General features: G+C 65.2%; 29 protein-coding genes and 1 pseudogene. 28 read left to right on the forward strand and 2 right to left on the reverse strand.

What is annotated here, in order from left to right; genetic code table 11:
* The first annotated feature begins 17 nt into the window (after nt 1-17).
* The 14 genes and pseudogenes from rplB (at nt 18) to ACZY08_RS09955 (ending at nt 13,512) form a co-directional block, all read left to right on the forward strand.
* Entirely contained in the window at nt 18-854 is an 837-nt protein-coding gene (gene rplB / locus ACZY08_RS09890) for a 50S ribosomal protein L2 (protein WP_463745004.1), read from the forward strand.
* A gap of 21 nt (nt 855-875) precedes the next feature.
* A complete protein-coding gene (gene rpsS / locus ACZY08_RS09895; protein ID WP_044516135.1) occupies nt 876-1,157 on the forward strand; it encodes a 30S ribosomal protein S19 in 282 nt (93 codons plus the stop codon).
* Nucleotides 1,154-1,615: pseudogene (rplV, locus tag ACZY08_RS09900) on the forward strand (50S ribosomal protein L22); the annotation flags it as partial. The gene rpsS and the pseudogene rplV, both read left to right, overlap by 4 nt.
* 14 nt (nt 1,616-1,629) lie before the next feature.
* Nucleotides 1,630-2,472: a 30S ribosomal protein S3 gene (gene rpsC, locus ACZY08_RS09905; protein ID WP_463745003.1), complete on the forward strand. Its 843-nt coding sequence runs from the start codon at nt 1,630-1,632 to the stop codon at nt 2,470-2,472.
* Between the two features lie 3 nt (nt 2,473-2,475).
* A complete protein-coding gene (rplP, locus tag ACZY08_RS09910; RefSeq protein ID WP_036441254.1) occupies nt 2,476-2,892 on the forward strand; it encodes a 50S ribosomal protein L16 in 417 nt (138 codons plus the stop codon).
* Nucleotides 2,892-3,125: a 50S ribosomal protein L29 gene (gene rpmC / locus ACZY08_RS09915; RefSeq protein WP_055109978.1), complete on the forward strand. Its 234-nt coding sequence runs from the start codon at nt 2,892-2,894 to the stop codon at nt 3,123-3,125. Before rplP ends, rpmC begins: the two co-directional genes overlap by 1 nt.
* Complete coding sequence (gene rpsQ / locus ACZY08_RS09920; RefSeq protein WP_463745002.1) at nt 3,125-3,421, forward strand: 30S ribosomal protein S17; 297 nt, start codon at nt 3,125-3,127, stop codon at nt 3,419-3,421. The genes rpmC and rpsQ overlap by 1 nt, the downstream gene beginning before the upstream one ends.
* 269 nt (nt 3,422-3,690) lie before the next feature.
* Nucleotides 3,691-5,430 carry an FAD-dependent oxidoreductase gene (locus ACZY08_RS09925; protein ID WP_463745001.1) on the forward strand — a complete coding sequence of 580 codons (1,740 nt, stop codon included), beginning with the start codon at nt 3,691-3,693 and terminating at the stop codon, nt 5,428-5,430.
* A gap of 25 nt (nt 5,431-5,455) precedes the next feature.
* Nucleotides 5,456-5,776 carry a Rieske (2Fe-2S) protein gene (locus tag ACZY08_RS09930; protein ID WP_463745000.1) on the forward strand — a complete coding sequence of 107 codons (321 nt, stop codon included), beginning with the start codon at nt 5,456-5,458 and terminating at the stop codon, nt 5,774-5,776.
* A 182-nt stretch (nt 5,777-5,958) separates the two neighbouring features.
* Nucleotides 5,959-8,046 carry an alkyl/aryl-sulfatase gene (locus ACZY08_RS09935; protein WP_463744999.1) on the forward strand — a complete coding sequence of 696 codons (2,088 nt, stop codon included), beginning with the start codon at nt 5,959-5,961 and terminating at the stop codon, nt 8,044-8,046.
* A 111-nt stretch (nt 8,047-8,157) separates the two neighbouring features.
* Nucleotides 8,158-10,716 carry a LuxR C-terminal-related transcriptional regulator gene (locus ACZY08_RS09940; protein WP_463744998.1) on the forward strand — a complete coding sequence of 853 codons (2,559 nt, stop codon included), beginning with the start codon at nt 8,158-8,160 and terminating at the stop codon, nt 10,714-10,716.
* Between the two features lie 9 nt (nt 10,717-10,725).
* Nucleotides 10,726-11,250, forward strand: coding sequence for an NUDIX hydrolase (locus ACZY08_RS09945; protein WP_463744997.1), 525 nt, complete (start codon nt 10,726-10,728; stop codon nt 11,248-11,250).
* 54 nt (nt 11,251-11,304) lie between these two features.
* Nucleotides 11,305-12,729: an NAD(P)/FAD-dependent oxidoreductase gene (locus tag ACZY08_RS09950; RefSeq protein WP_463744996.1), complete on the forward strand. Its 1,425-nt coding sequence runs from the start codon at nt 11,305-11,307 to the stop codon at nt 12,727-12,729.
* Between the two features lie 75 nt (nt 12,730-12,804).
* Nucleotides 12,805-13,512 carry a TetR/AcrR family transcriptional regulator gene (locus ACZY08_RS09955; RefSeq protein WP_463744995.1) on the forward strand — a complete coding sequence of 236 codons (708 nt, stop codon included), beginning with the start codon at nt 12,805-12,807 and terminating at the stop codon, nt 13,510-13,512.
* Between the two features lie 4 nt (nt 13,513-13,516).
* Here ACZY08_RS09955 and ACZY08_RS09960 read toward each other — a convergent pair whose 3' ends face one another.
* Nucleotides 13,517-14,215: a TetR/AcrR family transcriptional regulator gene (locus ACZY08_RS09960; RefSeq protein WP_463744994.1), complete on the reverse strand. Its 699-nt coding sequence runs from the start codon at nt 14,213-14,215 to the stop codon at nt 13,517-13,519.
* A gap of 54 nt (nt 14,216-14,269) precedes the next feature.
* Between ACZY08_RS09960 and ACZY08_RS09965 the strand changes: the two genes are divergently transcribed.
* The 14 genes from ACZY08_RS09965 (at nt 14,270) to rplO (ending at nt 23,498) form a co-directional block, all read left to right on the forward strand.
* Nucleotides 14,270-14,971, forward strand: a complete 702-nt coding sequence (locus tag ACZY08_RS09965) for a DUF2306 domain-containing protein (RefSeq protein WP_463744993.1) — start codon at nt 14,270-14,272, stop codon at nt 14,969-14,971.
* Nucleotides 14,972-15,049: 78 nt separating this feature from the next.
* A complete protein-coding gene (locus ACZY08_RS09970; RefSeq protein WP_463744992.1) occupies nt 15,050-17,410 on the forward strand; it encodes an arylsulfatase in 2,361 nt (786 codons plus the stop codon).
* A gap of 3 nt (nt 17,411-17,413) precedes the next feature.
* Nucleotides 17,414-18,112 carry a hypothetical protein gene (locus ACZY08_RS09975; protein ID WP_463744991.1) on the forward strand — a complete coding sequence of 233 codons (699 nt, stop codon included), beginning with the start codon at nt 17,414-17,416 and terminating at the stop codon, nt 18,110-18,112.
* A 36-nt stretch (nt 18,113-18,148) separates the two neighbouring features.
* Nucleotides 18,149-19,024, forward strand: a complete 876-nt coding sequence (locus ACZY08_RS09980) for a formylglycine-generating enzyme family protein (protein ID WP_463744990.1) — start codon at nt 18,149-18,151, stop codon at nt 19,022-19,024.
* A gap of 253 nt (nt 19,025-19,277) precedes the next feature.
* The gene (rplN, locus tag ACZY08_RS09985; protein WP_463744989.1) at nt 19,278-19,646 is read left to right on the forward strand and encodes a 50S ribosomal protein L14; all 369 of its coding nucleotides are present in this window, start codon (nt 19,278-19,280) and stop codon (nt 19,644-19,646) included.
* On the forward strand, nt 19,646-19,963 hold the full coding sequence (gene rplX, locus ACZY08_RS09990) for a 50S ribosomal protein L24 (protein ID WP_463744988.1): 318 nt from the start codon (nt 19,646-19,648) through the stop codon (nt 19,961-19,963). Before rplN ends, rplX begins: the two co-directional genes overlap by 1 nt.
* Nucleotides 19,963-20,526 (forward strand): 50S ribosomal protein L5, encoded by a 564-nt coding sequence (gene rplE, locus ACZY08_RS09995; protein WP_358021016.1) that lies wholly within the window; start codon nt 19,963-19,965, stop codon nt 20,524-20,526. Before rplX ends, rplE begins: the two co-directional genes overlap by 1 nt.
* Before the next feature lie 4 nt (nt 20,527-20,530).
* Nucleotides 20,531-20,716 carry a type Z 30S ribosomal protein S14 gene (locus tag ACZY08_RS10000; RefSeq protein ID WP_003892855.1) on the forward strand — a complete coding sequence of 62 codons (186 nt, stop codon included), beginning with the start codon at nt 20,531-20,533 and terminating at the stop codon, nt 20,714-20,716.
* 106 nt (nt 20,717-20,822) lie between these two features.
* Complete coding sequence (gene rpsH / locus ACZY08_RS10005; protein ID WP_029106887.1) at nt 20,823-21,221, forward strand: 30S ribosomal protein S8; 399 nt, start codon at nt 20,823-20,825, stop codon at nt 21,219-21,221.
* Nucleotides 21,222-21,234: 13 nt separating this feature from the next.
* Nucleotides 21,235-21,774 carry a 50S ribosomal protein L6 gene (rplF, locus tag ACZY08_RS10010; protein WP_276128392.1) on the forward strand — a complete coding sequence of 180 codons (540 nt, stop codon included), beginning with the start codon at nt 21,235-21,237 and terminating at the stop codon, nt 21,772-21,774.
* A gap of 3 nt (nt 21,775-21,777) precedes the next feature.
* Nucleotides 21,778-22,185 carry a 50S ribosomal protein L18 gene (gene rplR / locus ACZY08_RS10015; RefSeq protein ID WP_463744987.1) on the forward strand — a complete coding sequence of 136 codons (408 nt, stop codon included), beginning with the start codon at nt 21,778-21,780 and terminating at the stop codon, nt 22,183-22,185.
* A gap of 25 nt (nt 22,186-22,210) precedes the next feature.
* Complete coding sequence (gene rpsE / locus ACZY08_RS10020) at nt 22,211-22,867, forward strand: 30S ribosomal protein S5 (RefSeq protein WP_084621991.1); 657 nt, start codon at nt 22,211-22,213, stop codon at nt 22,865-22,867.
* A 2-nt stretch (nt 22,868-22,869) separates the two neighbouring features.
* The gene (rpmD, locus tag ACZY08_RS10025; protein WP_463744986.1) at nt 22,870-23,055 is read left to right on the forward strand and encodes a 50S ribosomal protein L30; all 186 of its coding nucleotides are present in this window, start codon (nt 22,870-22,872) and stop codon (nt 23,053-23,055) included.
* Nucleotides 23,055-23,498 carry a 50S ribosomal protein L15 gene (rplO, locus tag ACZY08_RS10030; RefSeq protein WP_463744985.1) on the forward strand — a complete coding sequence of 148 codons (444 nt, stop codon included), beginning with the start codon at nt 23,055-23,057 and terminating at the stop codon, nt 23,496-23,498. Before rpmD ends, rplO begins: the two co-directional genes overlap by 1 nt.
* A gap of 99 nt (nt 23,499-23,597) precedes the next feature.
* On the opposite strand, the gene ACZY08_RS10035 is transcribed toward rplO, so the two are convergent.
* A complete protein-coding gene (locus tag ACZY08_RS10035; protein ID WP_463744984.1) occupies nt 23,598-24,524 on the reverse strand; it encodes an LLM class flavin-dependent oxidoreductase in 927 nt (308 codons plus the stop codon).
* Between the last annotated feature and the right edge of the window lie 21 nt (nt 24,525-24,545).

Genomic DNA, 24,545 nt, shown 5'->3' on the forward strand with positions numbered 1-24,545 from the left:
AAGAGGATTTAACTGATATGGGAATTCGCAAGTACAAGCCGACGACCCCGGGTCGTCGCGGTGCCAGCGTCTCCGATTTCGCCGAGATCACTCGTTCGACTCCGGAGAAATCGCTGATTCGCCCGCTGCACGGCAAGGGTGGTCGTAACGCCCACGGCCGGATCACCACCCGGCACAAGGGTGGCGGCCACAAGCGTGCCTACCGCGTCATCGACTTCCGTCGCCATGACAAGGACGGCGTCAACGCCAAGGTCGCGCACATCGAGTACGACCCCAACCGCACCGCGAACATCGCGCTGCTTCACTTCCTGGACGGCGAGAAGCGCTACATCATCGCGCCGCAGGGTCTGAAGCAGGGCGACGTGATCGAGCAGGGTCCCAACGCCGACATCAAGCCGGGTAACAACCTGCCGCTGCGCAACATCCCCGCCGGTACCGTGATCCACGCTGTGGAGTTGCGGCCCGGTGGCGGTGCGAAGCTCGGCCGCTCGGCCGGTGTCAGCATCCAGTTGCTGGGTAAGGAAGGCAGCTACGCCTCGCTGCGTATGCCGTCCGGTGAGATCCGTCGCGTCGATGTGCGCTGCCGCGCCACCGTCGGCGAGGTCGGCAACAAGGAGCAGGCCAACATCAACTGGGGTAAGGCCGGCCGTATGCGGTGGAAGGGCAAGCGCCCGACCGTCCGTGGTGTCGTGATGAACCCGGTTGACCACCCGCACGGTGGTGGTGAAGGCAAGACCTCCGGTGGCCGCCATCCGGTCAGCCCGTGGGGCAAGCCCGAGGGCCGCACCCGCAAGCCCAACAAGCCGAGCGACAAGCTCATCGTCCGTCGCCGGCGCACCGGCAAGAAGCGCTAGGCAGCGGAAGGAGTAGCAGCGATGCCTCGTAGTCTGAAAAAGGGTCCGTTCGTCGATGACCATCTTCTCAAGAAGGTCGACGTTCAGAACGACAAGAACACCAAGCAGGTCATCAAGACCTGGTCACGTCGGTCGACCATCCTCCCCGACTTCATCGGGCATACCTTTGCGGTGCATGACGGCCGTAAGCATGTCCCGGTGTTCGTCACCGAGGCGATGGTCGGGCACAAGCTCGGCGAATTCGCCCCGACGCGCACCTTCAAGGGTCACATCAAGGACGACCGGAAGAGCAAGCGGCGATGAGTACCACAGTCATTGAATATCCGTCCGCGACAGCGAAGGCGCGCTTCGTGCGTGTCTCGGCCAGCAAGGCCCGCCGCGTCATCGATCTGGTCCGTGGCAAGAGCGTCGAGGAAGCCCTCGACATCTTGCGGTGGGCACCGCAGGCTGCCAGCGAGCCGGTCGCCAAGGTGATCGCGAGCGCTGCCGCCAACGCGCAGAACAACGAGGGCCTGGACCCGACGACCCTGGTGGTCGCCACTGTCACCGCTGACGAGGGTCCGACCGCCAAGCGCATCCGCCCGCGCGCCCAGGGGCGTGCGTTCCGGATCCGCAAGCGCACGAGCCACATCACGGTGATCGTGGAAAGCAGGCCGCCCAAGAGCAACGGAGGTGCGCGCGGCTCTTCGACGGGTTCGGCACGCAGCCGTCGTGCGCAGGGCAGCAAGGCTTCCGCCGCGAAGGGCACGGCCGAGACGAAGGGAGGCTCGGAGTAGTGGGCCAGAAAATCAATCCCCATGGTTTCCGCCTCGGTATCACGACCGAGTGGAAGTCCCGGTGGTACGCCGACAAGCAGTACAAGGACTACGTGAAGGAAGACGTCGCCATCCGGCGTCTGCTGGCCACTGGTCTTGAGCGCGCCGGTATCGCCGACGTGGAGATCGAACGGACTCGCGACAGAGTTCGAGTCGACATCCACACCGCGCGTCCCGGCATCGTCATCGGTCGCCGCGGCACCGAGGCCGACCGCATCCGCGCCGACCTGGAGAAGCTGACCAAGAAGCAGGTTCAGCTCAACATCCTCGAGGTGAAGAACCCTGAGTCGACGGCACAGCTCGTCGCCCAGGGCGTCGCCGAGCAGCTGAGCAACCGTGTGGCGTTCCGTCGCGCGATGCGCAAGGCGATCCAGTCGGCGATGCGTCAGCCCAACGTGAAGGGCATCCGGGTGCAGTGCTCGGGCCGCCTCGGCGGTGCTGAGATGAGCCGCTCGGAGTTCTACCGCGAGGGTCGGGTTCCGCTGCACACGCTGCGCGCGGACATCGACTACGGCCTGTACGAGGCCAAGACCACCTTCGGCCGGATCGGCGTGAAGGTCTGGATCTACAAGGGCGACATCGTCGGTGGCAAGCGTGAGCTGACCGCCGCCGCGCCGGCCGCAGACCGGCCGCGTCGTGAGCGTCCGTCGGGCACCCGGCCGCGTCGTAGCGGTTCTTCGGGCACCACGGCGACGAGCACTGAGGCGGGACGCGCTGCGACGGGTGACGATACCGCTGCAGCCACAACTCAGCCGGCCGCCGCTGTCGAGGCTGCGCCGGCCGCTGAGAGCACGGAGAGCTAAATCATGCTGATTCCCCGTAAGGTCAAGCACCGCAAGCAGCATCACCCGCGCCAGCGTGGCATCGCCAGCGGTGGTACGTCGGTGAGCTTCGGTGACTACGGCATCCAGGCCCTCGGCCACGCCTACATCACCAACCGGCAGATCGAGTCCGCTCGTATCGCCATCAACCGGCACATCAAGCGTGGCGGCAAGGTCTGGATCAACATCTTCCCGGACCGCCCGCTGACCAAGAAGCCCGCCGAGACCCGCATGGGTTCCGGTAAGGGTTCGCCGGAGTGGTGGATCGCCAACGTCAAGCCGGGTCGCATTTTGTTCGAGATCAGCTACCCGGACGAGAAGATCGCCAAGGAAGCACTGACTCGCGCAATCCACAAGCTGCCGATCAAGGCACGCATCGTGAGTCGAGAGGAGCAGTTCTGATGGCAGTGGGAACTACGCCTGGTGAGCTGCGTGAACTGTCCGACACCGAGTTGACGGCGAAGCTGCGCGAGTCCAAGGAAGAGCTGTTCAACCTGCGCTTCCAGATGGCGACCGGTCAGCTGGCCAACAACCGTCGGCTGCGCGTCGTGCGCCAGGAGATTGCACGGGTCTACACCGTGCTGCGTGAACGTGAGTTGGGTCTGGCATCCGGACCTGTTGGTGAGGATTCGTAATGGCAGAAACTAAGGGCCCCAGGCACACGCCGGCCACCGAGACACCGCGTGGTCGTCGCAAGACCGCCATCGGCTACGTGGTCAGCGACAAGATGCAGAAGACCATCGTGGTCGAGCTGGAAGATCGTAAGAGCCACCCGCTCTACGGCAAGATCATCCGGACCACCAAGAAGGTCAAGGCGCACGACGAGAACGGCGACGCCGGCATCGGCGATCGCGTCTCGTTGATGGAGACCCGGCCGACGTCGGCCACCAAGCGGTGGCGGCTGGTCGAGGTGTTGGAAAAAGCGAAGTAGCGAAGGCTCCTTCTCCCTCCTCCGCGCGAGCAGACAGAAAAGTGCCCCAAACCTTCGGGTTTGGGGCACTTTTGCGTCTGGTGGGCAGCGAGGTCGGCGTAAGCGATATTGATTATTTCCTCACCTTTTTCGGGTGAGGGAATTGATTATGTCAACCATTTTGCAAATGCGACAATATTGTCAATTGTGTAGTTGGCGTCCCATTCTCGTACTACGGTCGGACCCGTTCGCGAATTTTTCCCGGCACGGCCAGCTACGTGAAGGTGAACATGACCGACTCAGGCAGGCATTACGACGTCATCGTCATAGGCTCCGGATTCGGTGGAAGTGTCGCCGCAATGCGTGCCGCCGAAAAGGGTTACCGCGTTGCGGTGATGGAGTCCGGCAAACGCTGGCCCGATGAAGCGATCGCCAAGACCAGTTGGAACATGCGTAAGTTCCTGTGGCAGCCAGAATTCGAGATGTTCGGTGTCCAGCGCATCGAACTGCTCGATGATGTGCTGATCCTGTCGGGCGCCGGGGTCGGCGGTGGTTCGCACGTGTACGCCAACACCTTGTATGTGCCACCACGACGATTCTTCGACGCCCCGGAGTGGGCCGGAATCGCCGACTGGGCCGACGAACTCGCGCCGTACATCGACCAGGCCCGGCGCATGCTCGGCGTGGTCCGAGTCCCGTACATGCCCACCGACGTCGACCGCCACATGCGAGAGGTGGCCAACGACATGGGAATCGGGCACACCTTCAACCGGGCGCCGGTCGGGGTGTACTTCGGCGCTCCCGACGAAGAAGTCGACGACCCGTACTTCGGCGGCGTCGGGCCCCGGCGCAGGGGGTGTGTCAACTGCGGTGACTGCATGATCGGCTGCGGCCGTAACGCCAAGAACAAGTTGACGGTCAACTACCTGTACCTGGCCGAGAAGCTCGGTGCTGTCGTCCATGAACTGCACGAGGTCTACGAGATCGACAAGCTGGATGATGGTGGCTTCGAAGTACACACCCGGCATCCCGGATGGGCGCATCGGGCGGCTCGGGCGCAGCGCCGGCGCTATACGGCTGACCAGGTGATCGTGGCGGCCCACGCATACGGGACGGCCAAACTCCTGCTGCACATGCAGCACGGCGGCAAGCTCCCCGGCATGTCCAGTCAGCTGGGTCAACGCGCCAGGACCAACTCCGAACAACTGCTCAGCGTGGTGCGGCGACACAGCGAATGGAAGGACGACCCGGAGAAGATCCACATCACGCCCGGCGCGGTGTCGATCACCTCGGGGGTCTGGCCGGACGAAATGACCAGCATCGAGCCCGTCTACTACGGGGTCGACAGCAACCTCATGGCATTCATGTTCAGCCTTCACCAGACCGGAGACCAGGCGCATCCCGTCCGGAACTGGTTCAAGGAATTGTTCAGCAACCCGCATAAGGTGTTCGGCGGCAATGACCCTCGCAGCTGGTCGGAGCGCATGGCGGTGTTGCTGTGTATGCAGGCCGACGACACGTCCATAGACCTCTACTGGAAGAACGGCATGTTGCGCAGTCGTAAGGGCAGCGTCAAATCACCGCCGGTGCATATCCCGGTAGTCGAGGAGTATGCCGACCGGCTCGCCAAACAGATGGGCTGCGACCAGTATGCGCTGATGTTCGAATCGCTCAACCGCACCGCGTCAGCACATTTCATCGGCGGCATGCCCATCGGCGACACCGCCGAACAGGGCGCTGTCGACCCGTACCAACGGGTTTTCGGTCAGCCGGGGCTACACATCCTCGACGGCAGCGTGATGCCGTCCAATCCCGGAGTGAACCCATCGCTGACCATCACGGCGATGGCCGAGCGGGCAATGTCGTTCTGGCCCAACAAGGGTGAGGAGGATCTGCGGCCGCCGCTGGGATCGGGTTACCAGCGGCTGTCGGCGACGATGCCGCACCGCCCGCTGGTGCCGGCCGGTGCACCAGGTGAACTCCGACTGGACGCCCGCAATCAGGACGTCATTCCCGATTACCCGTACTGAGCGCCCGAGAACCTGCGAGGTCACGATGACGATACCGACGACACGGCGGCTCGGTGCCGCAGATCAACTGCCCGAGGGCTCTGTGAACCCGTACTACCTCGAAGACCGCAAGTGGCGGGTATCGGTGGCGCGGGTCGAAGGGAAGCTCTACGCCTTCGACGATCTGTGTACTCACGAGGCGTGTCCGCTGTCGGCAGGAATGCTGACCGGGACCGTCATTCTGTGCCAGTGCCACGGGTGCCGCTATGACGTGACCACCGGATCGGTGCTCAACGGCCCCGCGGTGCGACCCCTGACGACCTACCAGGTCGACGAGACGGATGGTGTGATCAACATTTCCGGCTGAATATAGAACCCGCGCAATGGGTGGTGGTGGCACAACGGATGTCGGAGAGCCGATATCCGTTCGCCTGCTGCGGAATTGGATATGCGTGAAGCAGCTGCCGCCATTCGGATTTGACGTGGTGAATTGCATCGGTCCGGTGTTTTGCGCGTAAATCGGCTGGCATGGCGGCATAATTGGCCCGCATGGATCCCAATTCGAAGTCATATCAAGCCGATAAGCCTGACGAATTGCGTGCGCAGCTCCCGCGGCGCAGGATGCTGGGCGGACTGGCCGTAGCCGGCGTCGCGACCACGCTGATCGCCGCGTGCGACGACAAGAATGGTGGTTCCGCATCCGGGAGCGCCGGCGGCGGAGTCAAGACCGACAACAGCGTCAAGGGCGCGACCGAAGCAACCAAGGCCGCCAATCAGAAGCTTCTCGATACGTTGCCGTTCAACGACAAGGCGGACTTCGAGGATGCTAAACGAGGCCTCATCGACCGCCCTGAGACGCTGACCATCAAGGACCCGGACGGCAAGGTCGTCTGGGACATGGAGGAGTACAAGAAGTACATCGCCGACGACAAGCCGGCGCCGGACACCGTCAATCCCAGCCTGTGGCGCATGACGCAGTTGAACATGCAGTACGGCCTGTTCGAGGTGGTCAAGGACCGGATCTATCAGGTGCGTGGCTACGACCTGTCCAACATCACTTTCGTCAAGGGCGACACCGGCTGGATCGTCATCGATCCTCTGGTTTCAGCCGAGACGGCCAAGGCCGCGTTGGATCTGGCCAATCAGAAGCTCGGTCCGCGGCCGGTCGTCGCGGTCGTCCACAGTCATTCCCACGTCGACCATTACGGCGGTGTGCGCGGCGTCGTCAACCAGGCCGATGTCGACTCGGGCAAGGTGAAGATCATTGCCCCTGTCAACTTCGTTGAGGACGTGATCAGCGAGAACGTGATCGCCGGCAACGCGATGAGCCGTCGCGCGGTCTACATGTTCGGTGCGCTGCTCCCACGCAACGCCCAGGGGGGAGTGGGAGCCGGTCTGGGACAGACCAACTCGACCGGCACCGCCGGAATGATGATTCCGACCGACATCATCGACCACACCGGGCAGAAGCTGACGGTCGACGGCGTGGACATGGAGTTCCAGTACACGCCCGGTACCGAGGCGCCCACGGAGATGAACACGTTCTTCCCGCAGTTCAAGGCGATGTGGATGGCCGAGAACACCACGAACAACATGCACAACCTGTTGACCCTGCGTGGTGCCCAGGTACGCGATGGACTGGTGTGGGCGAAGTTCATCGACGAGACGATCCGTCGTTACGGTCCGAACACGGAGGTCAAGTTCCAGAGTCACCATTGGCCCAAGTGGGGCAATGCCAACATCATCGACTACTGGAAGAAACAACGTGACCTGTACAAGTACATGCACGATCAGTCGGTGCGGTTGATGAACAACGGTCTGGTGGGTTCTGAGATCGCCGAGGAGATCGCTTTGCCGCCGGAGCTCAACAACTTCTGGCCGAACCGGGGCTATTACGGGACGCTCAAACACAATTCACGGGCGGTGTATCAGCGCTACATGGGCTGGTACGACGGCAACCCGTCGGACCTCGACGATCTGCCGCCTGAGCCCGCGGCCAAGAAGTACGTCGACTACATGGGCGGTGAAGGCGCCGTTCTGGACAAGGCGAAGAAGGATTTCGACAACGGCGATTACCGGTGGACGGCGATGGTGCTCAAGCATGTCGTGTTCGCGAACCCGAACAACACCGATGCGAAGAACCTGCTCGCCGACAGCTACGAGCAGATGGGATACCAGGCCGAATCGGGCCCGTGGCGCTCGGTGTACCTGCAGGGCGCCTATGAACTGCGCAACGGCGTGCCCAAGATAGGTGGTCTCGACAGCGCGAGTCCCGACACAGTCAAGGCCATGCCGCCCGAGATGTTGTTCGATTATCTGGCGGTGCGACTGAACGGGCCGAAAGCCGCGGGCAAGAACCTGACGATGAATGTCAACTTCAAGGACATCAACAAGCAATACGGCCTCACCGTCGAGAACGGCGTGCTCAATTACGCGGCCGACGCGCCGGTGCCGAACGCGAATTCCACCATCACCATGGACAAGGCGACGCTCGACGACATTCAGCTCGGCAACATCAAGCTCGACGACGCGATCTCGCAGAACAAGGTCACTATCGACGGCAACCGCGCTTCGTTCGATGAGTTCATGGGGCTGCTGGACACGTTCCCGTTCTGGTTCAACATGGTCACCCCATAGGGGTCACAATGGTGTGCCGGATCTGCAAACAGAGCCGGCACACCATTGTCGGTTCGGACGATCGAGTAGGAAACGCTGTTGCAACCGTCCGGAACATCCGGGATGCACCCGGTGCCGTGGTTTCTCGCCACCACGCCGTCGTCGAATCCGGACATGCTGCAGCGCGGGGCGATCGCGAGCAGGATCGATGAGTACCTGGACCGCAAGCGGGCGGTCCTGGTAGGCGCTCCGTCGGGGTTCGGCAAGACGGTCGCGGTGTCACAGTGGGCCGCAGGGCGCCACAGTGAGCGACCGGGTTCCGTGGCGTGGCTGACGCTGACCGACCGGATGAGCGACCGGACCGATGTGCTGCGCGGGGTGTTGACCGCACTGTTGAACACCGCACGCGATACCGGCGACAGCTCGCTGGAGCAGTCCTTGTCAGGGGCATTCGATTCGGCGACCTACGATGCGGCCGTTGCAGCGCTCATGTCGATCGATCCTGGCCGGTACGTGACCATCGTGATCGACGACTTCCAGTTTGCCCGGTCGGTGTGGGGCGACGACGAAGTGGTGGAACTGGTCGAGAACGGGCCGCAATGGCTGCAGTTCGTCCTGGTCACGACCGACCCGGTGAGTCCGGCCTGGGCGCGGCTTCGGGTCCATGACAAGGCGGCGGTGATCGGCGCGACAGAACTGGTCTTCACCCGTGACGACCTGCAGACGTTGGTGGCCGCATCCGGTGCCGCAGCGCAGCCAGAAGACATCGATCGGATCATGACAGCCACCGCCGGGTGGCCCGGCGCGGTTCGCCTCATCCTGGTCAGCGGAGACGATGCTCCGACGTTTACCGTCGACGCTGACCTCACCGAGTACATCGACTCGGCGGTGCTGGCCCGGATACGACCCGATCTGGCCGAATTCGCGCTCAAAGCCACGGTGTGCCCACGGGTCGACGAGCACCTGGCCCGCGCACTCTCCGGCCGTCCGGACAGCGGCGCCCTGCTCAACGACTGCGTCGCCGCGGGGCTGTTCATCGAGCGCATCGGGTCCGGCGAAAGCGCAGTCTTTCAATGGCATTCGATCTTCGTCAGGCACTGCCAGGAGATCCAGAGGCGCCGGGATCCCAAGGAGTGGAAGCGGCTCAACCGGTTGGCGGCGGTGGAGCTCGCGCAGCGCTATCCGTTGGAGGCGGTCGAGCTCGCGGTCGTGGGTGAGGATGCATTCGGGCACGAGATCGTCGCTGACCATTGGCTTGAGCTGCTGCTTCAATCACGTTCCACGGCACTCGATCTGGCCTGCCTACGGCTCGTCGAAGCCTTTGGTGAGCACCCCGAGACGTTGATGATCCGGTCCAGCTGTCGAGCCATGGCCGGCGACGACGTCACGGCAGCGCTGTTGTTCAACCGCGCCGAGAGGATGACCGCACAGGCGGCGTCACCGGAACGGCTCGACTTCATCGCCGATCTCACTGCGCTGTTGATCTCCGACGACCGCGAGGTGATGGACCGTGCCGCCGGCCGCGTCCAGGCCGCGCTGGCCGACCGTGACGTGGTCGCGCCGCGCATCTACGCGTGCGCGCTGTTCGTTCTCGGCTGGGCGGATTCGCGGATACGTCGAAGCCCGACCCGTGGTTCGGAGTTTCTGGAGGCGGCGGTGCACGAGTGCGCGGCTCTCGGGCTTCAGGAGGTGGCTCACCGGGCAAGGCAGAGCCTCGCTTTCGCCCTGGCGCACTCGGGCGAGTTGGGCCAGGCACAGCAGGCACTGCAACTGGCCGTGTCGTCGGGTGAATCCACTCCCGAGCTGTGGCTGTCGCACGACGGTGACGGTATCGAGCGATTCACCGCCGGCTGGATTCACTTCTGGCATGGTGAGATCGCCTCGGCGGTCGAGGATTTGATCCCGTCGAGTGGCACCGTCGGTGTCGGGTACCCCGACACGTCACGGATGTTCCTGGCATTCAGCGCGGCGACCCTGCGCGAAAACGGTGTGCTCGCCGCCGCCGAGGCCGCCGTGGCCCGCATGCCCGACGCCGACACCCATGGCGTGCCGTGGGTCAGTTACAAGACGGCGAGTCGTGCCCGCCTGGCCGAGGCGCGGGGGGAGCATGACCTCGCGCTGGACCTCGCCGCGAGTGTGGTTGGTTCCCAACATGTTCCGATGGTGTCGGCGGTCATGTCCGGGATGTGCCGTCGGCTGGGCGCGCTCGACCTCGCCGACCGCCTGGCTCACCAGGCCCTCGAGCCGCAGCTGCCGGGGTATATCGCTGCGTACGCGCTGTACACGTTGGCGTTGTTGGATTGGCAGCATGGGCAGGCCGAGCAGGCGCACCAGCGGATGGAAGAGATGTTGACCGTGGCGTGCCCGGAGCATGTGCGGTACCAGTTCGTCGACAACCCCGACGCTGTCTGCAAAGAACTGCTGGCGGCTCACCGGTCGTACACCGCATACCCCGATTTCGTCGAGGAAGCCCTGCTGACGGGTGAGCATCACCGACCGGATTCTGGTGCGGCACGCCTGACACCGCGTGAACGGCAGATCCAGGCTTTCCTGAGGACCGCTATGACGATGCAGCAGATCGCCGAGAGGATGTCCATCTCGGTCAACACACTCAAGACCCACCAGCGCGCCATCTACCGCAAGCTCGGTGCTACCAACCGCCGGGAAGCCATCAGCCGGGCGGCCCGCTAACGTGAAGCGGTGACCGACGAACTCGTCACCGTCTATGACGCCGACGGCAATGCGGTTGGCGCGGCGCCGCGTTCACGTGTCTACGCCGAGGGTCTCTGGCACGCCAGCGCCGGAGTGCTGGTGCGTTCTGTGGACGGGGCGCGCATCTACGTCCACCGTCGCACCATTACCAAGGCGGTGTTCGCCGGCATGCACGACTGCCTGGCCGGCGGGGTCGTCGACCCGGGGGAGACGCCCGCAGAGGCGGCAACCCGGGAATTGGCCGAGGAACTCGGCATCAGTGGTGCACCGCTGATGCCGCTGGCCTCGGTGGCCTGGGACGGGCGCTGGGATGGGAAACCGCTGCGCTGTCACCTGTTTGCGTTCGAGGCTCGCTGGGACGGCTTGATCCGCCATCAACCCGAAGAGATCGTGGACGGCTGGTGGTGGACCGATGAGGAACTCGCCGCGCATCTGGCCGACCCGGCCTGGCCGTTCGTGCCCGACACCCGGGTGCTGATCCCTGCGCTGCTGCGCTTACGTCAACACCCTTGAGGTAGTGCCGGCAATCCTTCTTACTGGTGGTACGTCACCGTCTAGGAAGATTCCGTGCAAACCACATTTGAGAGAAACGTCCCTGCCGTCGGCCTTGTCGAACGCTCACTGGCCAACGCCGAGTTGCAGTCTTTCTGGCTAGACGACATGCCGGATCAGCCCAACTATCCGGTGCTGACCAGCGCGTCGTCGCACTACGACCTCGTCGTGGTCGGCGGCGGGTACACCGGCCTGTGGTCTGCCCTGCTGGCAAAGCAGCGGGACCCGGGTATCCGGGTGGCGGTGATCGAGGGCCAGACGATCGGTTGGGCGGCCTCGGGACGCAACGGCGGATTCGTCGAGGCGTCGCTGACCCACGGTGCCGAGAACGGTCGCAGTCGCTGGCCGGACGAGATCGAGATCCTCGACCGGCTGGGGTTGGAGAACCTCGACGGCATCGAGAAGGCCGTCGAGTCGCTCGGTCTCGACTGTGACTTCGAGCGGACCGGCTCGATCGCGGTGGCGGTCGAGCCGTACCAGGCCGCCGAACTGGCCGGCGCCGCCCTGCGGCCCGATCAGGTCTACTTCGATCAGCACGCCATCCGCGACGAGGTGCGTTCACCCACGTACCTGGCCGGGGTGTGGTCGAAGGACGCTGCCGCGCTGGTCCATCCCGCCAAGCTCGCGAGCGAACTCGCGCGGGCGGCAGGCGAACTCGGTGTCGACATCTACGAGCACAGCAAGGTGCTCGGCCTCGATCAGGACCGTCGCGGCGGGCCCGTCTCGGTGCGTACCGAACGCGTGTCGGTGCGCGCCGACCGAGTTATCTTGGCGACGAACGGTTTTCCGTCACTGTTGAAGCGTTACCGCTACCACACGGTGCCGGTGTACGACTACGCGTTGATGACCGAACCGCTGACCGATTCGCAGCTGGCCGAAATCGGTTGGAACAACCGGCAAGGCATCAGTGACATGTCGAACCAGTTCCATTACTACCGGCTGTCGAGCGACAACCGGATCCTGTGGGGCGGATATGACGCCATCTATCATTTCGGCGGCCGGATCCGGCCTCAGTACGAGGACCGCGACGCCACCTATCGGCGCCTCGCCGGCCACTTCTTCACCACCTTCCCGCAGTTGGAGGACATCGCGTTCACGCACCGTTGGGCCGGGGTGATCGACACCTCGACGCGATTCTGTGCGTTCTTCGGCTCCGCGTTCGGCGACCGCGTCGGATACGCCGCCGGTTTCACCGGGCTGGGTGTGGCGGCAACCCGGTTCGCCGCCGAGGTCATGCTCGATCGGTTCGCCGGTAAACCGACGGCCCGTACCGAGCTCGACATGGTCAAGTCGATGCCCCTGCCTTTCCCGCCAGAACCGTTGGCCTCGGCGGGAATTCAGGTGACCCGGTGGTCACTCGACCGCGCCGACCATCGTGAGGGACGCCGCAATGTCTTGTTGAAGGCGCTTGACTCCGTGGGATTGGGGTTCGACTCGTAGCGTTCCCGCGCGCCGGGAACGGCGACGCCGCACAATGGTCGGAGGCGTTGACGTAAGCGCCGGGAGGCAGTGCGGATGGGCAGACCATTGAAGTCGGAATCGCCGAAGCGGCGACGGCGCCAGACGAAGCAGGGCGTGGTGTTGTCCGAAGAGCTCATCGTCGAGGCTGCGCTGCGCGTGCTGCGGTACCACGGTGCTGCCGGCCTGACCGTCAGGCGTCTCGGTGTGGCGCTCGGAGCTGACCCGACCGCGCTCTACCGCTACTTCCGCGGGATAGAGGACGTGGTGCTGGCCATCACCGACGAGCTGCTCCGACGAGTGGTCGAGGGGTGGGAGCCGACCGGCCGTTGGCGGGATGACATGCGGGACCTCGGGCTGCGCCTGCATCGGGTCTATCTCGAACACCCGCAGGCGGGTGTGCTCGCCGCGAGCCGGGTGACCGGCGGCGCTCACGAGATCCAGATCATCGAGACGGTTCTGGGCTCACTGCGCTCGGCCGGATTCCCCGAGCGGGAGGCGGTCGAGGTGTATCACGCCTTCATCGACCAGATGCTGGGGTTCGCCGCGCTGGACGCCGGCTTCGAAGCGCTGCCCGCCGAACACCAGCAGCATGACGACGACACGTGGCGTGACACTTACGCGCAGCTGCCCGCTGAGAGTCACCCGAACATCGCGGCCACGAGCCGGCTTCTCGGTGAATCGATGAGGCGAAGCGGATGTGAATCAGCACTGGACCTGCTGCTGGACGGTATCTCGTTGCGGCTGGACAGTTCGCGCACGTAGACGCTCACTGGGCCTTGGCGTTGATGCCGTCGAGCAATTGATCCAGCCCGGAACGGAATTCGGTCATCTGGTCGTCGGATTGATCGAACACCCCGGCATCGACGGCGGCTGCCAGTGCGGGGAACCGCGCCGGGGTCACCACGCGGCGTAGCAGCGCGGCGTACTCGACGTCGTCGACGTCGCGGGCCTCGACTGCCAATGCCGCCGAACCGCGCGTGAAAATCAACACGGCCATGACCGCGGTGAGCTTCTCGCGTTCGGTCAGCGGCGTGCCGGACAAGGCGGACAGGCCGGCGTCCAGCCAGGCGAGTTGACCGGGATCCGCGGGCAGTCCGGCGGACGCGGTCTCCAGGATCCATGGATGACGGTGATACACGTTCCACAGTTCATGCGCCCAATCCGCCAGTGCCCCACGCCAATCGGCGCCGCCAGGTGGCGAAGGCGGTGGGCCGGGCCCAGTGGCGAGCATGAATGTCACGAGCTCGTCCTTGTTGGCCACGTGCCGGTAGAGCGACATGGTGCCGCAGCCGAGCCGCTCGGCCAACCGTGCCATCGACAGGGCCGCGAGTCCGTCGGTGTCGGCGAGTTCGACGGCGGCGGCGACGATGGTCTCCCGGTTGAGTCCCCGCGACCGACGTGGCACCGCGTCCGGTTGCCAGAGCAGGCGCAATGCGCGGGGGAGTGGGGCATCAGGGCTGGTCATCAATACTCAGCGTAACCAGTGACATCCGAATGCGTATGCCATACCCTAATGCGTATGACATACGCATTGAAGCGCTCCGTTCGGATGGCGGTGGCGCTCGCGGTCATCGTCGTGGTGTTTCTCGCCTATTCGCTGCCGCCGTACCTGACCGGCGGCAGCCGTGTGCAGTCCACGTTCGGGCTGCACTACCCGCTGCTGGTCGCACACGTCCTGTTCGCGAGCGTGGCAATGGTGTGCGCGGTCGCGCAGATCTGGCCCGGCCTGCGGCGGCGTCGACCGATGCTGCACCGGCGCACCGGACGCGTCTACGTCGCGACGGCTATCCCGGCTGCCATCTGCGCCATCGTGATCGGGGCGGCGACGCCGTTCGGCCCGATCCTGAGGGCCAGCGACGTCGTGCTCGGGGCCCTGTGGTTGTGGTTCACCGTCGACGGCTTCGTGGCGGCGCGGCAGCGGCGCTTCGGTGCGCACCGCCGCCAGATGTTGCGCAGTGCGACGCTGGCATTGTCGATCATCACCAACAGAATCTGGACCCCGGTGCTGTACCTGGGTTTCGAGCCGTTGCGCGACAGCATTTTTGGTGGGAGCGAAGAGAAGTACGTCTGGTTGGTGGCGGGCGCGGGTGGCTGGCTGGGATGGACGATTCCGCTGCTGCTCCTGCAATTGTGGCTGCGTCGCCGGCCGGGAAAGGCTGACCCGCTAACGGGTCTCACCGACCGCGAAGCTGCGTCGACGGCTCCGTCAGTTTCCCGATGAACGCCGGCGAGCAGGAGTAACCTCCTCCGCGATCAGTCTTACCGGTGCTGAATCGACAACCGGGAGGAAGGTAAGCCCATGGCTTCCGGCAACTCAGCGTTCAACGGCAAGATCGAACTGGACATCCGGGATTCCGAACCGGACTGGGGGCCTTACGCGGCGCCCACCGCTGTCGAGAATTCCCCCAATGTTCTCTACCTGGTGTGGGACGACACCGGCATCGCCACCTGGGACTGTTTCGGCGGCCTGGTGGACATGCCCGCGATGAGCCGGATCGCCGAACGCGGGGTACGGCTGTCGCAATTCCACACCACCGCGCTGTGCTCGCCCACCCGCGCGTCACTGCTCACCGGTCGTAACGCCACCACCGTCGGGATGGCCACCATCGAGGAGTTCACCGACGGATTCCCCAACTGCAACGGGCGGATTCCGTTCGAGACCGCCCTGCTCTCGGAGGTCCTCGCCGAGAACGGTTACAACACCTACTGCGTGGGCAAGTGGCACCTGACCCCGTTGGAGGAGTCGAACCTCGCTGCCACCAAACGTCATTGGCCGTGCTCGCGAGGGTTCGAACGGTTCTACGGGTTCATGGGTGGCGAGACCGATCAGTGGTACCCGGACCTGGTGTACGACAACCATCCGGTCGATCCGCCGGCCACGCCCGAGGAGGGCTACCACCTGTCGCAGGACCTGGCCGACAAGACCATCGAGTTCATTCGGGACGCCAAGGTGATCGCCCCGGACAAACCCTGGTTCACCTATCTGTGCCCAGGTGCCGGTCACGCGCCGCACCATGTGTCCAAAGAGTGGGCCGACCGGTACGCCGGGCGATTCGACATGGGCTATGAGGCCTACCGCGACATCGTGTTGGTGAACCAGAAACGGCTGGGCATCGTGCCGCCGGACACCGAGCTGTCACCGGTCAATCCCTATGCGGATGTCAAGGGACCCAACGGAGAACCGTGGCCCAGCCAAGACACCGTGCGGCCGTGGGGCACCTTGAGTGACGATGAGAAGCGGCTGTTCGCCCGGATGGCCGAGGTGTTCGCCGGGTTCCTGTCCTACACCGACGCCCAGATCGGTCGGGTGCTGGACTTCCTGGAGGAGACGGGCCAACTCGACAACACGATCATCGTGGTGATCTCCGACAACGGGGCCAGCGGCGAGGGAGGTCCGAACGGCTCGGTCAACGAGACCAAGTTCTTCAACGGTTACATCGACACCGCCGAGGAAGGGCTCAGGTTCATCGACCGGCTGGGCTCGCCGGAGACCTACAACCACTACCCGATCGGCTGGGCGATGGCGTTCAACACGCCCTACAAGCTGTTCAAACGCTACGCCTCGCATGAGGGCGGAATCGCCGACACCGCAATCATATCCTGGCCCAACGGTATTGGCGCCCACGGTGCAGTACGCGACAATTACATCAACGTCTGTGACATCACCCCGACCGTCTACGACCTGCTCGACATCACGCCGCCGGCGAGTGTGCGCGGGGTTCCGCAGAAGCCGCTTGACGGTGTGAGTTTCAAAGTGGCACTGGATAACCCGGATGCACCGACGGGCAAAGAGACCCAGTTCTACACGATGCTCGGTACGCGCGGCATCTGGCACCGGGGCTGGTTCGCCAACACCGTGCACGCCGCCACCCCGTCGGGCTGGTCCCACTTCGACGCGGACCGGTGGGAGCTGTTCCACATCGAGGCCGACCGCAGCCAGTGCCACGACCTGGCCGACCAACAGCCGGACAAACTCGCCGAACTCACGGCGCTCTGGTTCAGCGAGGCCGACAAGTACAACGGGCTGCCGCTGGCCGACCTCAACATCCTCGAGACCATGACCCGCTGGCGGCCGTACCTCGCCGGCGAGCGGTCCAGCTATACCTACTATCCCAACAGTGCCGAGGTCGGTCTCGGCGCGGCCGCCGAACTTCGCGGGCAGTCGTTCACGGTGCTGGCCGACGTCGCCGTGGACGGGGCCGACACGCACGGCGTCTTGTTCAAGCAGGGCGGCGCCCACGGCGGTCACGCCCTGTTCATCGCCGACGGGAGGTTGCACTACGTCTACAACTTCCTGGGCGAGCACGAGCAGTCGTTGGTCTCACCCGATCCGATCCCGTTGGGACGGCACATCTTCGGTGTGCAATACCAGCGGACCGGCACCGTCGAGGGCAGCCACACCCCACTGGGCGACACCGCCTTATACGTCGACGACGGTGTGGTCGCCGAGCTGGTGGGGATGCAAACCCACCCCGGCATGTTCGCCCTCGCGGGGGGTGGCATCTGCATCGGCCGCAACACCGGATCGGCAGTGTCACAGCAATATCGGGCACCCTTCGCCTTCACCGGCGGCACCATCGGGCACGTCACCGTAGACCTGTCCGGCGAGCCATATCGGGATCTCGAGCGCAGACTCGCAGCGGCGTTCGCCAAGGACTGATCGATGAACCCGGTGGCGATGGGTTTCGGTGCGTTGGCCGTCGCCGCGACCGCGGGCTGCGGCAGTGTCGGCCCCATCGGCCACCCGGCTCCCCGCGCCACGACGGTGGCGGCACCGGTCACGACGGTTCCGGCGGTGACCACTTCTTCGAGCCGGCCCGCGCCCGAATTCGCCCTGCCCGCCTACGGCGTCGAACCGACGACCACACGGGTTCTCGCCCCCGGTGAGGTCACCTGCCCGACCCCCGACGGACCGACCGTCGCGGTGCAGAGTCCAGCGCCGGGCTCACCGACGCTCACCGTCGGAATACCCCCGGGGTTCACCGAGGTGAAACCGCATACGGAGGCGGTGCGGCTGACCGGGCCGGCCGGGATGACCGCCGAGATCACGCTCAGCCCGTCCACCCGGGACGCGCAGGATGCCTTCGATCGGTACAGCGACGACCACGTCGCGACGTTCTCGATCAACAGCGTCAGCGTGTTGCCCGGTGACCTGTGCGGCTACAGCGGGCAGAAGCTGATGGGCATCGTGGCCGACCAGCCGGGCCAGGGCACCCAATATGCCGACCGGATCGTTCACATCTGGACCAACGGCGGCGATTTCCTGGCCGCCGTGCGCGTCGAGGCCCGCAGCGGAACCCCGGGATTCGACCAGGCCAGTTCGGCAATGCTCGCCGATTTCGGAATCGCCATGCCGGGCTGAGCCGACCGTGGACCGGCCGCGGCTAGCCTCGGTGCCGTGGTCACCGAACTCATAGAGCTTCCGGGCGGAACCTTCCGGATGGGTTCGACGGCGTTCTACCCCGAAGAGGCCCCGGTCCACGCCGTGACCGTCGGCGCGTTCGCCATCGAGCAGCATCCGGTCACCACCGCCCAATTCGGCGCATTCGTCGAGGCCACCGGGTACGTCACGATCGCCGAGCGACCGATGGACCCCGCGCTGTATCCCGGCGTGGACGAGGCCGACCTGGTGCCCGGCGCCCTGGTGTTCAGGCCCGCCGACGGCCCCGTCGACCTGCGGGATTGGCGGCAGTGGTGGGACTGGGCCCCCGGCGCCAACTGGCGCCGGCCGTTCGGTCCCGACCGCGACGCCGCCCCACCCGACCATCCCGTCGTCCAGGTCGCCTACCCGGACGCGGCGGCCTACGCGGTGTGGGCCGGACGGCGGCTGCCCACCGAAGCCGAATGGGAGTACGCCGCGCGCGGGGGAGTCGAAGGCATCTACGCCTGGGGCGACGAGGTCACCCCGGGCGGAGCGCTCATGGCCAACACCTGGCAGGGCCGGTTCCCGTATCGCAACGACGGTGCGCTGGGCTGGCGCGGTACCTCACCGGTCGGAAGCTTCCCGCCCAACGCGTTCGGTGTGGCCGACATGATCGGCAATGTGTGGGAGTGGACCACCACACGGTTCTCCGGGCAGCACCGGCCGGACGCCGACGCGCCGGCGTGCTGCCCGCCGCCCGCCGATCCCGATCCGACGGTGAACCAGGTGCTCAAGGGCGGTTCACACCTGTGCGCCCCGGAGTACTGTCACCGCTACCGTCCGGCCGCAAGGTCACCGCAGTCGCAAGACAGCTCGACCACGCACATCGGATTTCGCTGCGTGCTCAGCTGAGGCCCCGCCCCCGTCGCTCCGAGTGTGCGCACAGATCGCGTTCCGCAGCTCAGACGTGATCTCAGCGCACGCTCGATGAGAAAAGCACGGCGATTTGGTGCATTCGCCGTGCTCACCTACTATGTAGGGGTTGCCTTGGGCAGACCTCGGCTGACTGCTGTTCTGAGTCAGCCCTGCGTGCCCTTCGGTGACAAAGACCGCGCACGTCCAGGTCGGTATCTGGCGTGCATACAAATCCAGGTCAGGAGATCGAGTGATTCAGCAGGAATCGCGGGTGAAGGTCGCCGACAACACGGGCGCCAAGGAGATCTTGTGCATCCGCGTGCTCGGTGGCTCAGCGCGACGCTACGCCGGCATCGGTGATGTCATCGTGGCGACCGTCAAGGACGCCATCCCCGGCGGCAACGTCAAGCGCGGCGACGTCGTCAAGGCAGTCATCGTGCGCACCGTCAAGGAGCGCCGCCGCGCCGACGGCAGCTACATCAAGTTCGACGAGAACGCCGCCGTCATCATCAAGGCCGACAACGACCCGCGCGGTACCCGCATCTTCGGGCCCGTCGGCCGGGAACTGCGCGAGAAGCGCTTCATGAAGATCGTCTCGCTGGCGCCGGAGGTTTTGTGATGAAGGTCCACAAGGGAGACACCGTGCTGGTGGTCTCGGGCAAGGACAAGGGCGCCAAGGGCAAGGTCATCGAGGCCTACCCGACCCGCGACAAGATCCTCGTCGAGGGCGTCAACCGGATCAAGAAGCACACCGCGCAGTCGCAGAACGAGCGTGGCGCATCGTCGGGCGGCATCGTCACCCAGGAAGCTGCCATCCACGTGTCCAACGTGATGGTGGTGGACTCCGACGGCAAGCCGACCCGTGTGGGTTTCCGCGTCGATGAAGAGACCGGCAAGAAGGTCCGCATCGCCAAGACCAATGGCAAGGACATCTGATGACCGCACCAGAAAAGGTTCAGCCCCGCCTGAAGCAGCGCTACCGCGAAGAGATCCGCGAGACGCTGAACAAGCAGTTCGAGTTCGACAACGTCATGCAGATCCCGGGCGTGGTCAAGGTTGTCGTCAACATGGGTGTCGGCGACGCCGCCCGTGACGCCAAGCTGATCAACGGCGCGGTCGCCGACCTGGCCCTCATCACCGGCCAGAAGCCGGAGATCCGCAAGGCCCGTAAGTCCATCGCACAGTTCAAGCTGCGCGAGGGCATGCCCATCGGCGCGCGCGTCACCCTGCGCGGCGACCGGATGTGGGAGTTCCTGGACCGGTTGATCTCCATCGCCCTGCCCCGTATCCGCGACTTCCGCGGCCTGAACGGCAAGCAGTTCGACGGCACCGGTAACTACACCTTCGGCCTCAACGAGCAGTCGATGTTCCACGAGATCGACGTGGATTCCATCGACCGTCCCCGCGGCATGGACATCACCGTCGTCACCTCGGCGACCAACGACGACGAAGGCCGCGCGCTGCTGAAGGCGCTGGGCTTCCCCTTCAAGGAGAACTGAGCACATGGCAAAGAAGGCGCTGGTCCACAAGGCCAACAAGAAGCCCAAGTTCGCGGTTCGCGCATACACGCGGTGCAACAAGTGCGGTCGCCCGCACTCGGTTTACCGCAAGTTCGGGCTGTGCCGTATCTGCCTGCGCGAGATGGCGCACGCGGGTGAGCTGCCCGGCGTGCAGAAGTCCAGCTGGTAACTCCTACCAGCGACCGCGCGCGAGCGCAGCAGACCACAGACCAATCCAAACAGGTTGCGGCAGGCCCTGAGACGGGAACCGCCGCGAGGAAGGTGAGCCGGTTGTCATGACGATGACTGACCCGATCGCAGACTTTTTGACACGTCTGCGCAACGCCAATTCGGCGTACCACGATGAGGTGACCCTGCCCCACTCGAAGATCAAGGCGAACATCGCCGAGATCCTCAAGAAAGAGGGCTACATCTCCGATTACCGCACCGAGGATGCCCGCGTCGGCAAGTCCCTGGTGGTGTCGCTCAAGTACGGCCCCAGCCGTGAGCGCAGCATCGCCGGCCTTCGCCGCGTGAGCAAGCCCGGTCTGCGGGTTTACGCAAAATCCACCAATCTGCCTCGGGTGCTCGGCGGCCTGGGCGTGGCGATCATCTCCACGTCCTCGGGCCTGCTCACCGACCGTCAGGCGGCACGAAGCGGCGTGGGCGGCGAAGTCCTCGCCTACGTGTGGTGAGGGGATAGAAGACATGTCGCGTATTGGTAAGCAGCCGGTCCTGGTTCCCGCCGGGGTCGATGTGACGATTGACGGCCGTAACGTCTCGGTCAAGGGCCCCAAGGGCACCCTGACCCTGGACGTCGCCGAGCCGATCACCGTCGAGCGCAACGAAGACGGCGCCATCGTGGTCAGCCGTCCCGATGACGAGCGGCGCAGCCGCTCCCTGCATGGGCTCTCCCGCACCCTGGTGGCCAACCTGGTCACCGGCGTCACCGAGGGCTACACCCGCAAGATGGAGATCTTCGGCGTCGGCTACCGCGTCCAGCTCAAGGGTTCCAACCTGGAGTTCGCACTCGGTTACAGCCATCCCGTGGTGATCGAGGCGCCCGAGGGCATCACGTTCGCCGTCGAGACGCCCACCAAGTTCTCGATCACAGGCATCGACAAGCAGAAGGTCGGTCAGATCTCCGCGGTCATCCGTCGCCTGCGCCGCCCCGATCCCTATAAGGGCAAGGGCGTGCGTTACGAGGGTGAGCAGATCCGCCGCAAGGTCGGAAAGACAGGTAAGTAAGTCATGGCTACTAAGACTGAAGCTGCCACCAAGAAGAAGCCGGTGGGGCAGAACATCTCTGAGACCCGCCGTAACTCCCGGCTGCGTCGGCACGCCCGGTTGCGCAAGAAGGTCTCGGGCACCGCGCAGACCCCGCGTCTGGTGGTCAACCGCTCGGCACGGCACATCCACGTCCAGCTCATCGACGACCTGGAAGGCGTCACTCTGGCGGCTGCCTCGTCGATCGAGGCTGACGTGCGCGCCGTCGACGGTGACAAGAAGGCGCACAGCGTTCGGGTCGGTCAGCTGATCGCCGAGCGCGCCAAGGCTGCCGGCGTCGACACCGTGGTGTTCGACCGTGGTGGCTACACCTATGGCGGCCGGATCGCCGCGCTGGCGGATGCCGCGCGCGAGGGCGGGCTGAAATTCTGATGACTGTCAACGAGAGGACTGCATGATGGCCGAGCAGGCAACTGGTGCCGGCGGCCCAGGCGCTTCCGACAACCGTGGTGGCCGTGGCCGCCGCGATGACCGCGGTGGCCGTGGTGGCCGCGACAGCGGCGAAAAGAGCAACTACATCGAGCGCGTGGTCACCATCAACCGCGTCTCCAAGGTGGTCAAGGGCGGTCGGCGCTTCAGCTTCACCGCGCTGGTCATCGTCGGTGACGGCAAGGGCATGGTTGGCGTCGGCTACGGCAAGGCCAAGGAAGTTCCGGCCGCCATCGCCAAGGGCGTCGAGGAGGCCCGCAAGAGCTTCTTCCGGGTTCCGCTGATCGGCGGCACCATCGTCCACCCGGTCCAGGGTGAGGCGGCCGCCGGTGTGGTCATGCTGCGTCCGGCCAGCCCCGGTACCGGTGTGATCGCCGGTGGCGCGGCTCGTGCCGTTCTGGAATGCGCCGGGGTGCACGACATCCTGGCCAAGTCGCTGGGCAGCGACAACGCGATCAACGTGGTGCATGCCACCGTTGCCGCGCTGAAGATGATCCAGCGTCCCGAAGAGGTTGCGGCCCGTCGCGGTCTGCCCCTCGAGGATGTTGCGCCGGCCGGCATGCTGAAGGCCCGGCGTGAGAGCGAAGCGCTGGCTGCCGCAGCAGCGCGTGAGGGATCGGCATAACCATGGCAGAAGTCAAGATCACCCAGGTGCGCGGAACCATCGGCGCACGCTGGAAGCAGCGTGAAAGCCTGCGGACCCTGGGGCTGAAGAAGATTCGTCAGTCCGTGGTTCGTGAGGACAACGCGCAGACCCGCGGTCTGATCAAGACCGTTCATCACCTCATCGAGGTGGAGGAGGTGGAGTCCTGATGTCAGTTATCAAGCTTCACGACCTGAGGCCCGCCCCCGGGGAGAAGAAGGCCAAGACCCGCGTTGGTCGTGGTGAGGGCTCCAAGGGTAAGACCGCCGGTCGTGGTACCAAGGGCACCAAGGCCCGCAAGAACGTCCCCGCGACGTTCGAGGGTGGCCAGATGCCGATCCACATGCGGCTGCCGAAGCTCAAGGGCTTCAAGAACCCCTTCCGGACCGAGTATGAGGTCGTCAACGTCGGCGACATCACCAAGGCCTTCCCGCAGGGCGGCACCATCGGTGTCGACGAGCTGGTTGCCAAGGGCCTCGTTCGCAAGAACAGCCTGGTGAAGGTCCTCGGCGACGGCAAGCTGGCCGTCAAGGTCGACGTGACCGCCAACAAGTTCAGCGGTAGCGCCCGTGAGGCCATCACCGCTGCCGGCGGTTCGGCCACCGAGCTGTAACTTTTTCTGCGCGAGCAGACACAAAACTGCCCCAAGACTTCGGTTTTGGGGCAGTTTTGCTGGGGGCCCCTCCCGCTTGCGGGGGACTGCTCGGCCCACCTAGGTGAGCTGCGGGATCACGTCGGCGGCCAGTCGCTCCAACTGGTCGCGGTCCTCGGCGACGGTCGCACCGGTGGGATTCAGCAGGATGGTCTGCGCGCCCGCATCGAGCACCTCGCGTAGGCCCCGCACCACCTCGCCCGGGGTTCCGGCCACCGCCACCTCGCCGAGCCCGGGCCGGTCCCCGTAGATCCGCGCCAACCCTGCGTCCACCCGCTGCCGCGCGCGGGCGCTGTCGTCGTCGACGATCAGATAGACCCGTTTGCCGATCCGGAACGTATCCGGGGCCTTGCCCTGTTCGTCGAGTTCCCGGCGAACCGTGCGCACCGCCTCGGCGAAGGCCGCCGTGGTCGACGAGCCGGCCCCGAGAAACGCATCGCCATGACGTACCGCCCGCGCCAGCGCCGCAGGTGCATTGGCCCCGAACCAGATCGGCGGGTGCGGACGCTGAACCGGTTTGGGGCTGATGGCCAGGTCATCGACATCGCGGAAGCGGCCGTGGAAGGTGATCCGGGGTTCATCCGACCAGGCGGCTTTCATCAACTCCAGACCCTCGGTGAAGCTGGAGATGAACGTCGAGGAGTCCACCCCGAAGGCCGGGAACTGCCGGAAGCCCCCGCCGGGTGCCACCCCGACGTCGAGGCGACCATGGCTGAGCCGGTCCACCGCGGTGATCGCCGAAGCCAGCTGCAGCGGGTCGTGCAGCGAGGTGACCAGGACCGCCACTCCCAGCCGCAGCCTCGTGGTGACCGCCGCGGCATAGGACAGCAGCTCCAGCGGGGCGATCGTCGGTGCCGGGCCCACGGTCTGCTCGATCGTCCAGCCGCCCTCGAATCCGAGTTCCTCGGCGCGGCCCAGATAAGCCTTGAAGCCCGTGTCGTCGAAGCCGTCATGATCGAGCTGCGGGAGCGAGATGGAAAACGTCACCCGTCTCACGGTACGACTGTG

The sequence above is a fragment of the Mycobacterium sp. IDUB_9 genome (assembly GCF_055419505.1).

Coding starts and splice junctions, on each gene's coding strand:
- ACZY08_RS09955 (WP_463744995.1), top strand. CDS start 12,805: ATGGGCAGACCATTGAAGTCGGAATCGCCGAAGCGGCGACGGCGCCAG.
- rplO (WP_463744985.1), top strand. CDS start 23,055: ATGTCAGTTATCAAGCTTCACGACCTGAGGCCCGCCCCCGGGGAGAAG.
- ACZY08_RS09930 (WP_463745000.1), top strand. CDS start 5,456: ATGACGATACCGACGACACGGCGGCTCGGTGCCGCAGATCAACTGCCC.
- rplE (WP_358021016.1), top strand. CDS start 19,963: ATGACCGCACCAGAAAAGGTTCAGCCCCGCCTGAAGCAGCGCTACCGC.
- ACZY08_RS09975 (WP_463744991.1), top strand. CDS start 17,414: ATGAACCCGGTGGCGATGGGTTTCGGTGCGTTGGCCGTCGCCGCGACC.
- rpmD (WP_463744986.1), top strand. CDS start 22,870: ATGGCAGAAGTCAAGATCACCCAGGTGCGCGGAACCATCGGCGCACGC.
- rpmC (WP_055109978.1), top strand. CDS start 2,892: ATGGCAGTGGGAACTACGCCTGGTGAGCTGCGTGAACTGTCCGACACC.
- ACZY08_RS10000 (WP_003892855.1), top strand. CDS start 20,531: ATGGCAAAGAAGGCGCTGGTCCACAAGGCCAACAAGAAGCCCAAGTTC.
- rpsE (WP_084621991.1), top strand. CDS start 22,211: ATGGCCGAGCAGGCAACTGGTGCCGGCGGCCCAGGCGCTTCCGACAAC.
- rplX (WP_463744988.1), top strand. CDS start 19,646: ATGAAGGTCCACAAGGGAGACACCGTGCTGGTGGTCTCGGGCAAGGAC.
- ACZY08_RS09935 (WP_463744999.1), top strand. CDS start 5,959: ATGGATCCCAATTCGAAGTCATATCAAGCCGATAAGCCTGACGAATTG.
- rpsS (WP_044516135.1), top strand. CDS start 876: ATGCCTCGTAGTCTGAAAAAGGGTCCGTTCGTCGATGACCATCTTCTC.
- rplP (WP_036441254.1), top strand. CDS start 2,476: ATGCTGATTCCCCGTAAGGTCAAGCACCGCAAGCAGCATCACCCGCGC.
- rpsH (WP_029106887.1), top strand. CDS start 20,823: ATGACGATGACTGACCCGATCGCAGACTTTTTGACACGTCTGCGCAAC.
- ACZY08_RS09970 (WP_463744992.1), top strand. CDS start 15,050: ATGGCTTCCGGCAACTCAGCGTTCAACGGCAAGATCGAACTGGACATC.
- rpsQ (WP_463745002.1), top strand. CDS start 3,125: ATGGCAGAAACTAAGGGCCCCAGGCACACGCCGGCCACCGAGACACCG.
- rplB (WP_463745004.1), top strand. CDS start 18: ATGGGAATTCGCAAGTACAAGCCGACGACCCCGGGTCGTCGCGGTGCC.
- ACZY08_RS09925 (WP_463745001.1), top strand. CDS start 3,691: ATGACCGACTCAGGCAGGCATTACGACGTCATCGTCATAGGCTCCGGA.
- rplF (WP_276128392.1), top strand. CDS start 21,235: ATGTCGCGTATTGGTAAGCAGCCGGTCCTGGTTCCCGCCGGGGTCGAT.
- rplR (WP_463744987.1), top strand. CDS start 21,778: ATGGCTACTAAGACTGAAGCTGCCACCAAGAAGAAGCCGGTGGGGCAG.
- ACZY08_RS09965 (WP_463744993.1), top strand. CDS start 14,270: ATGACATACGCATTGAAGCGCTCCGTTCGGATGGCGGTGGCGCTCGCG.
- ACZY08_RS09960 (WP_463744994.1), bottom strand. CDS start 14,215: ATGACCAGCCCTGATGCCCCACTCCCCCGCGCATTGCGCCTGCTCTGG.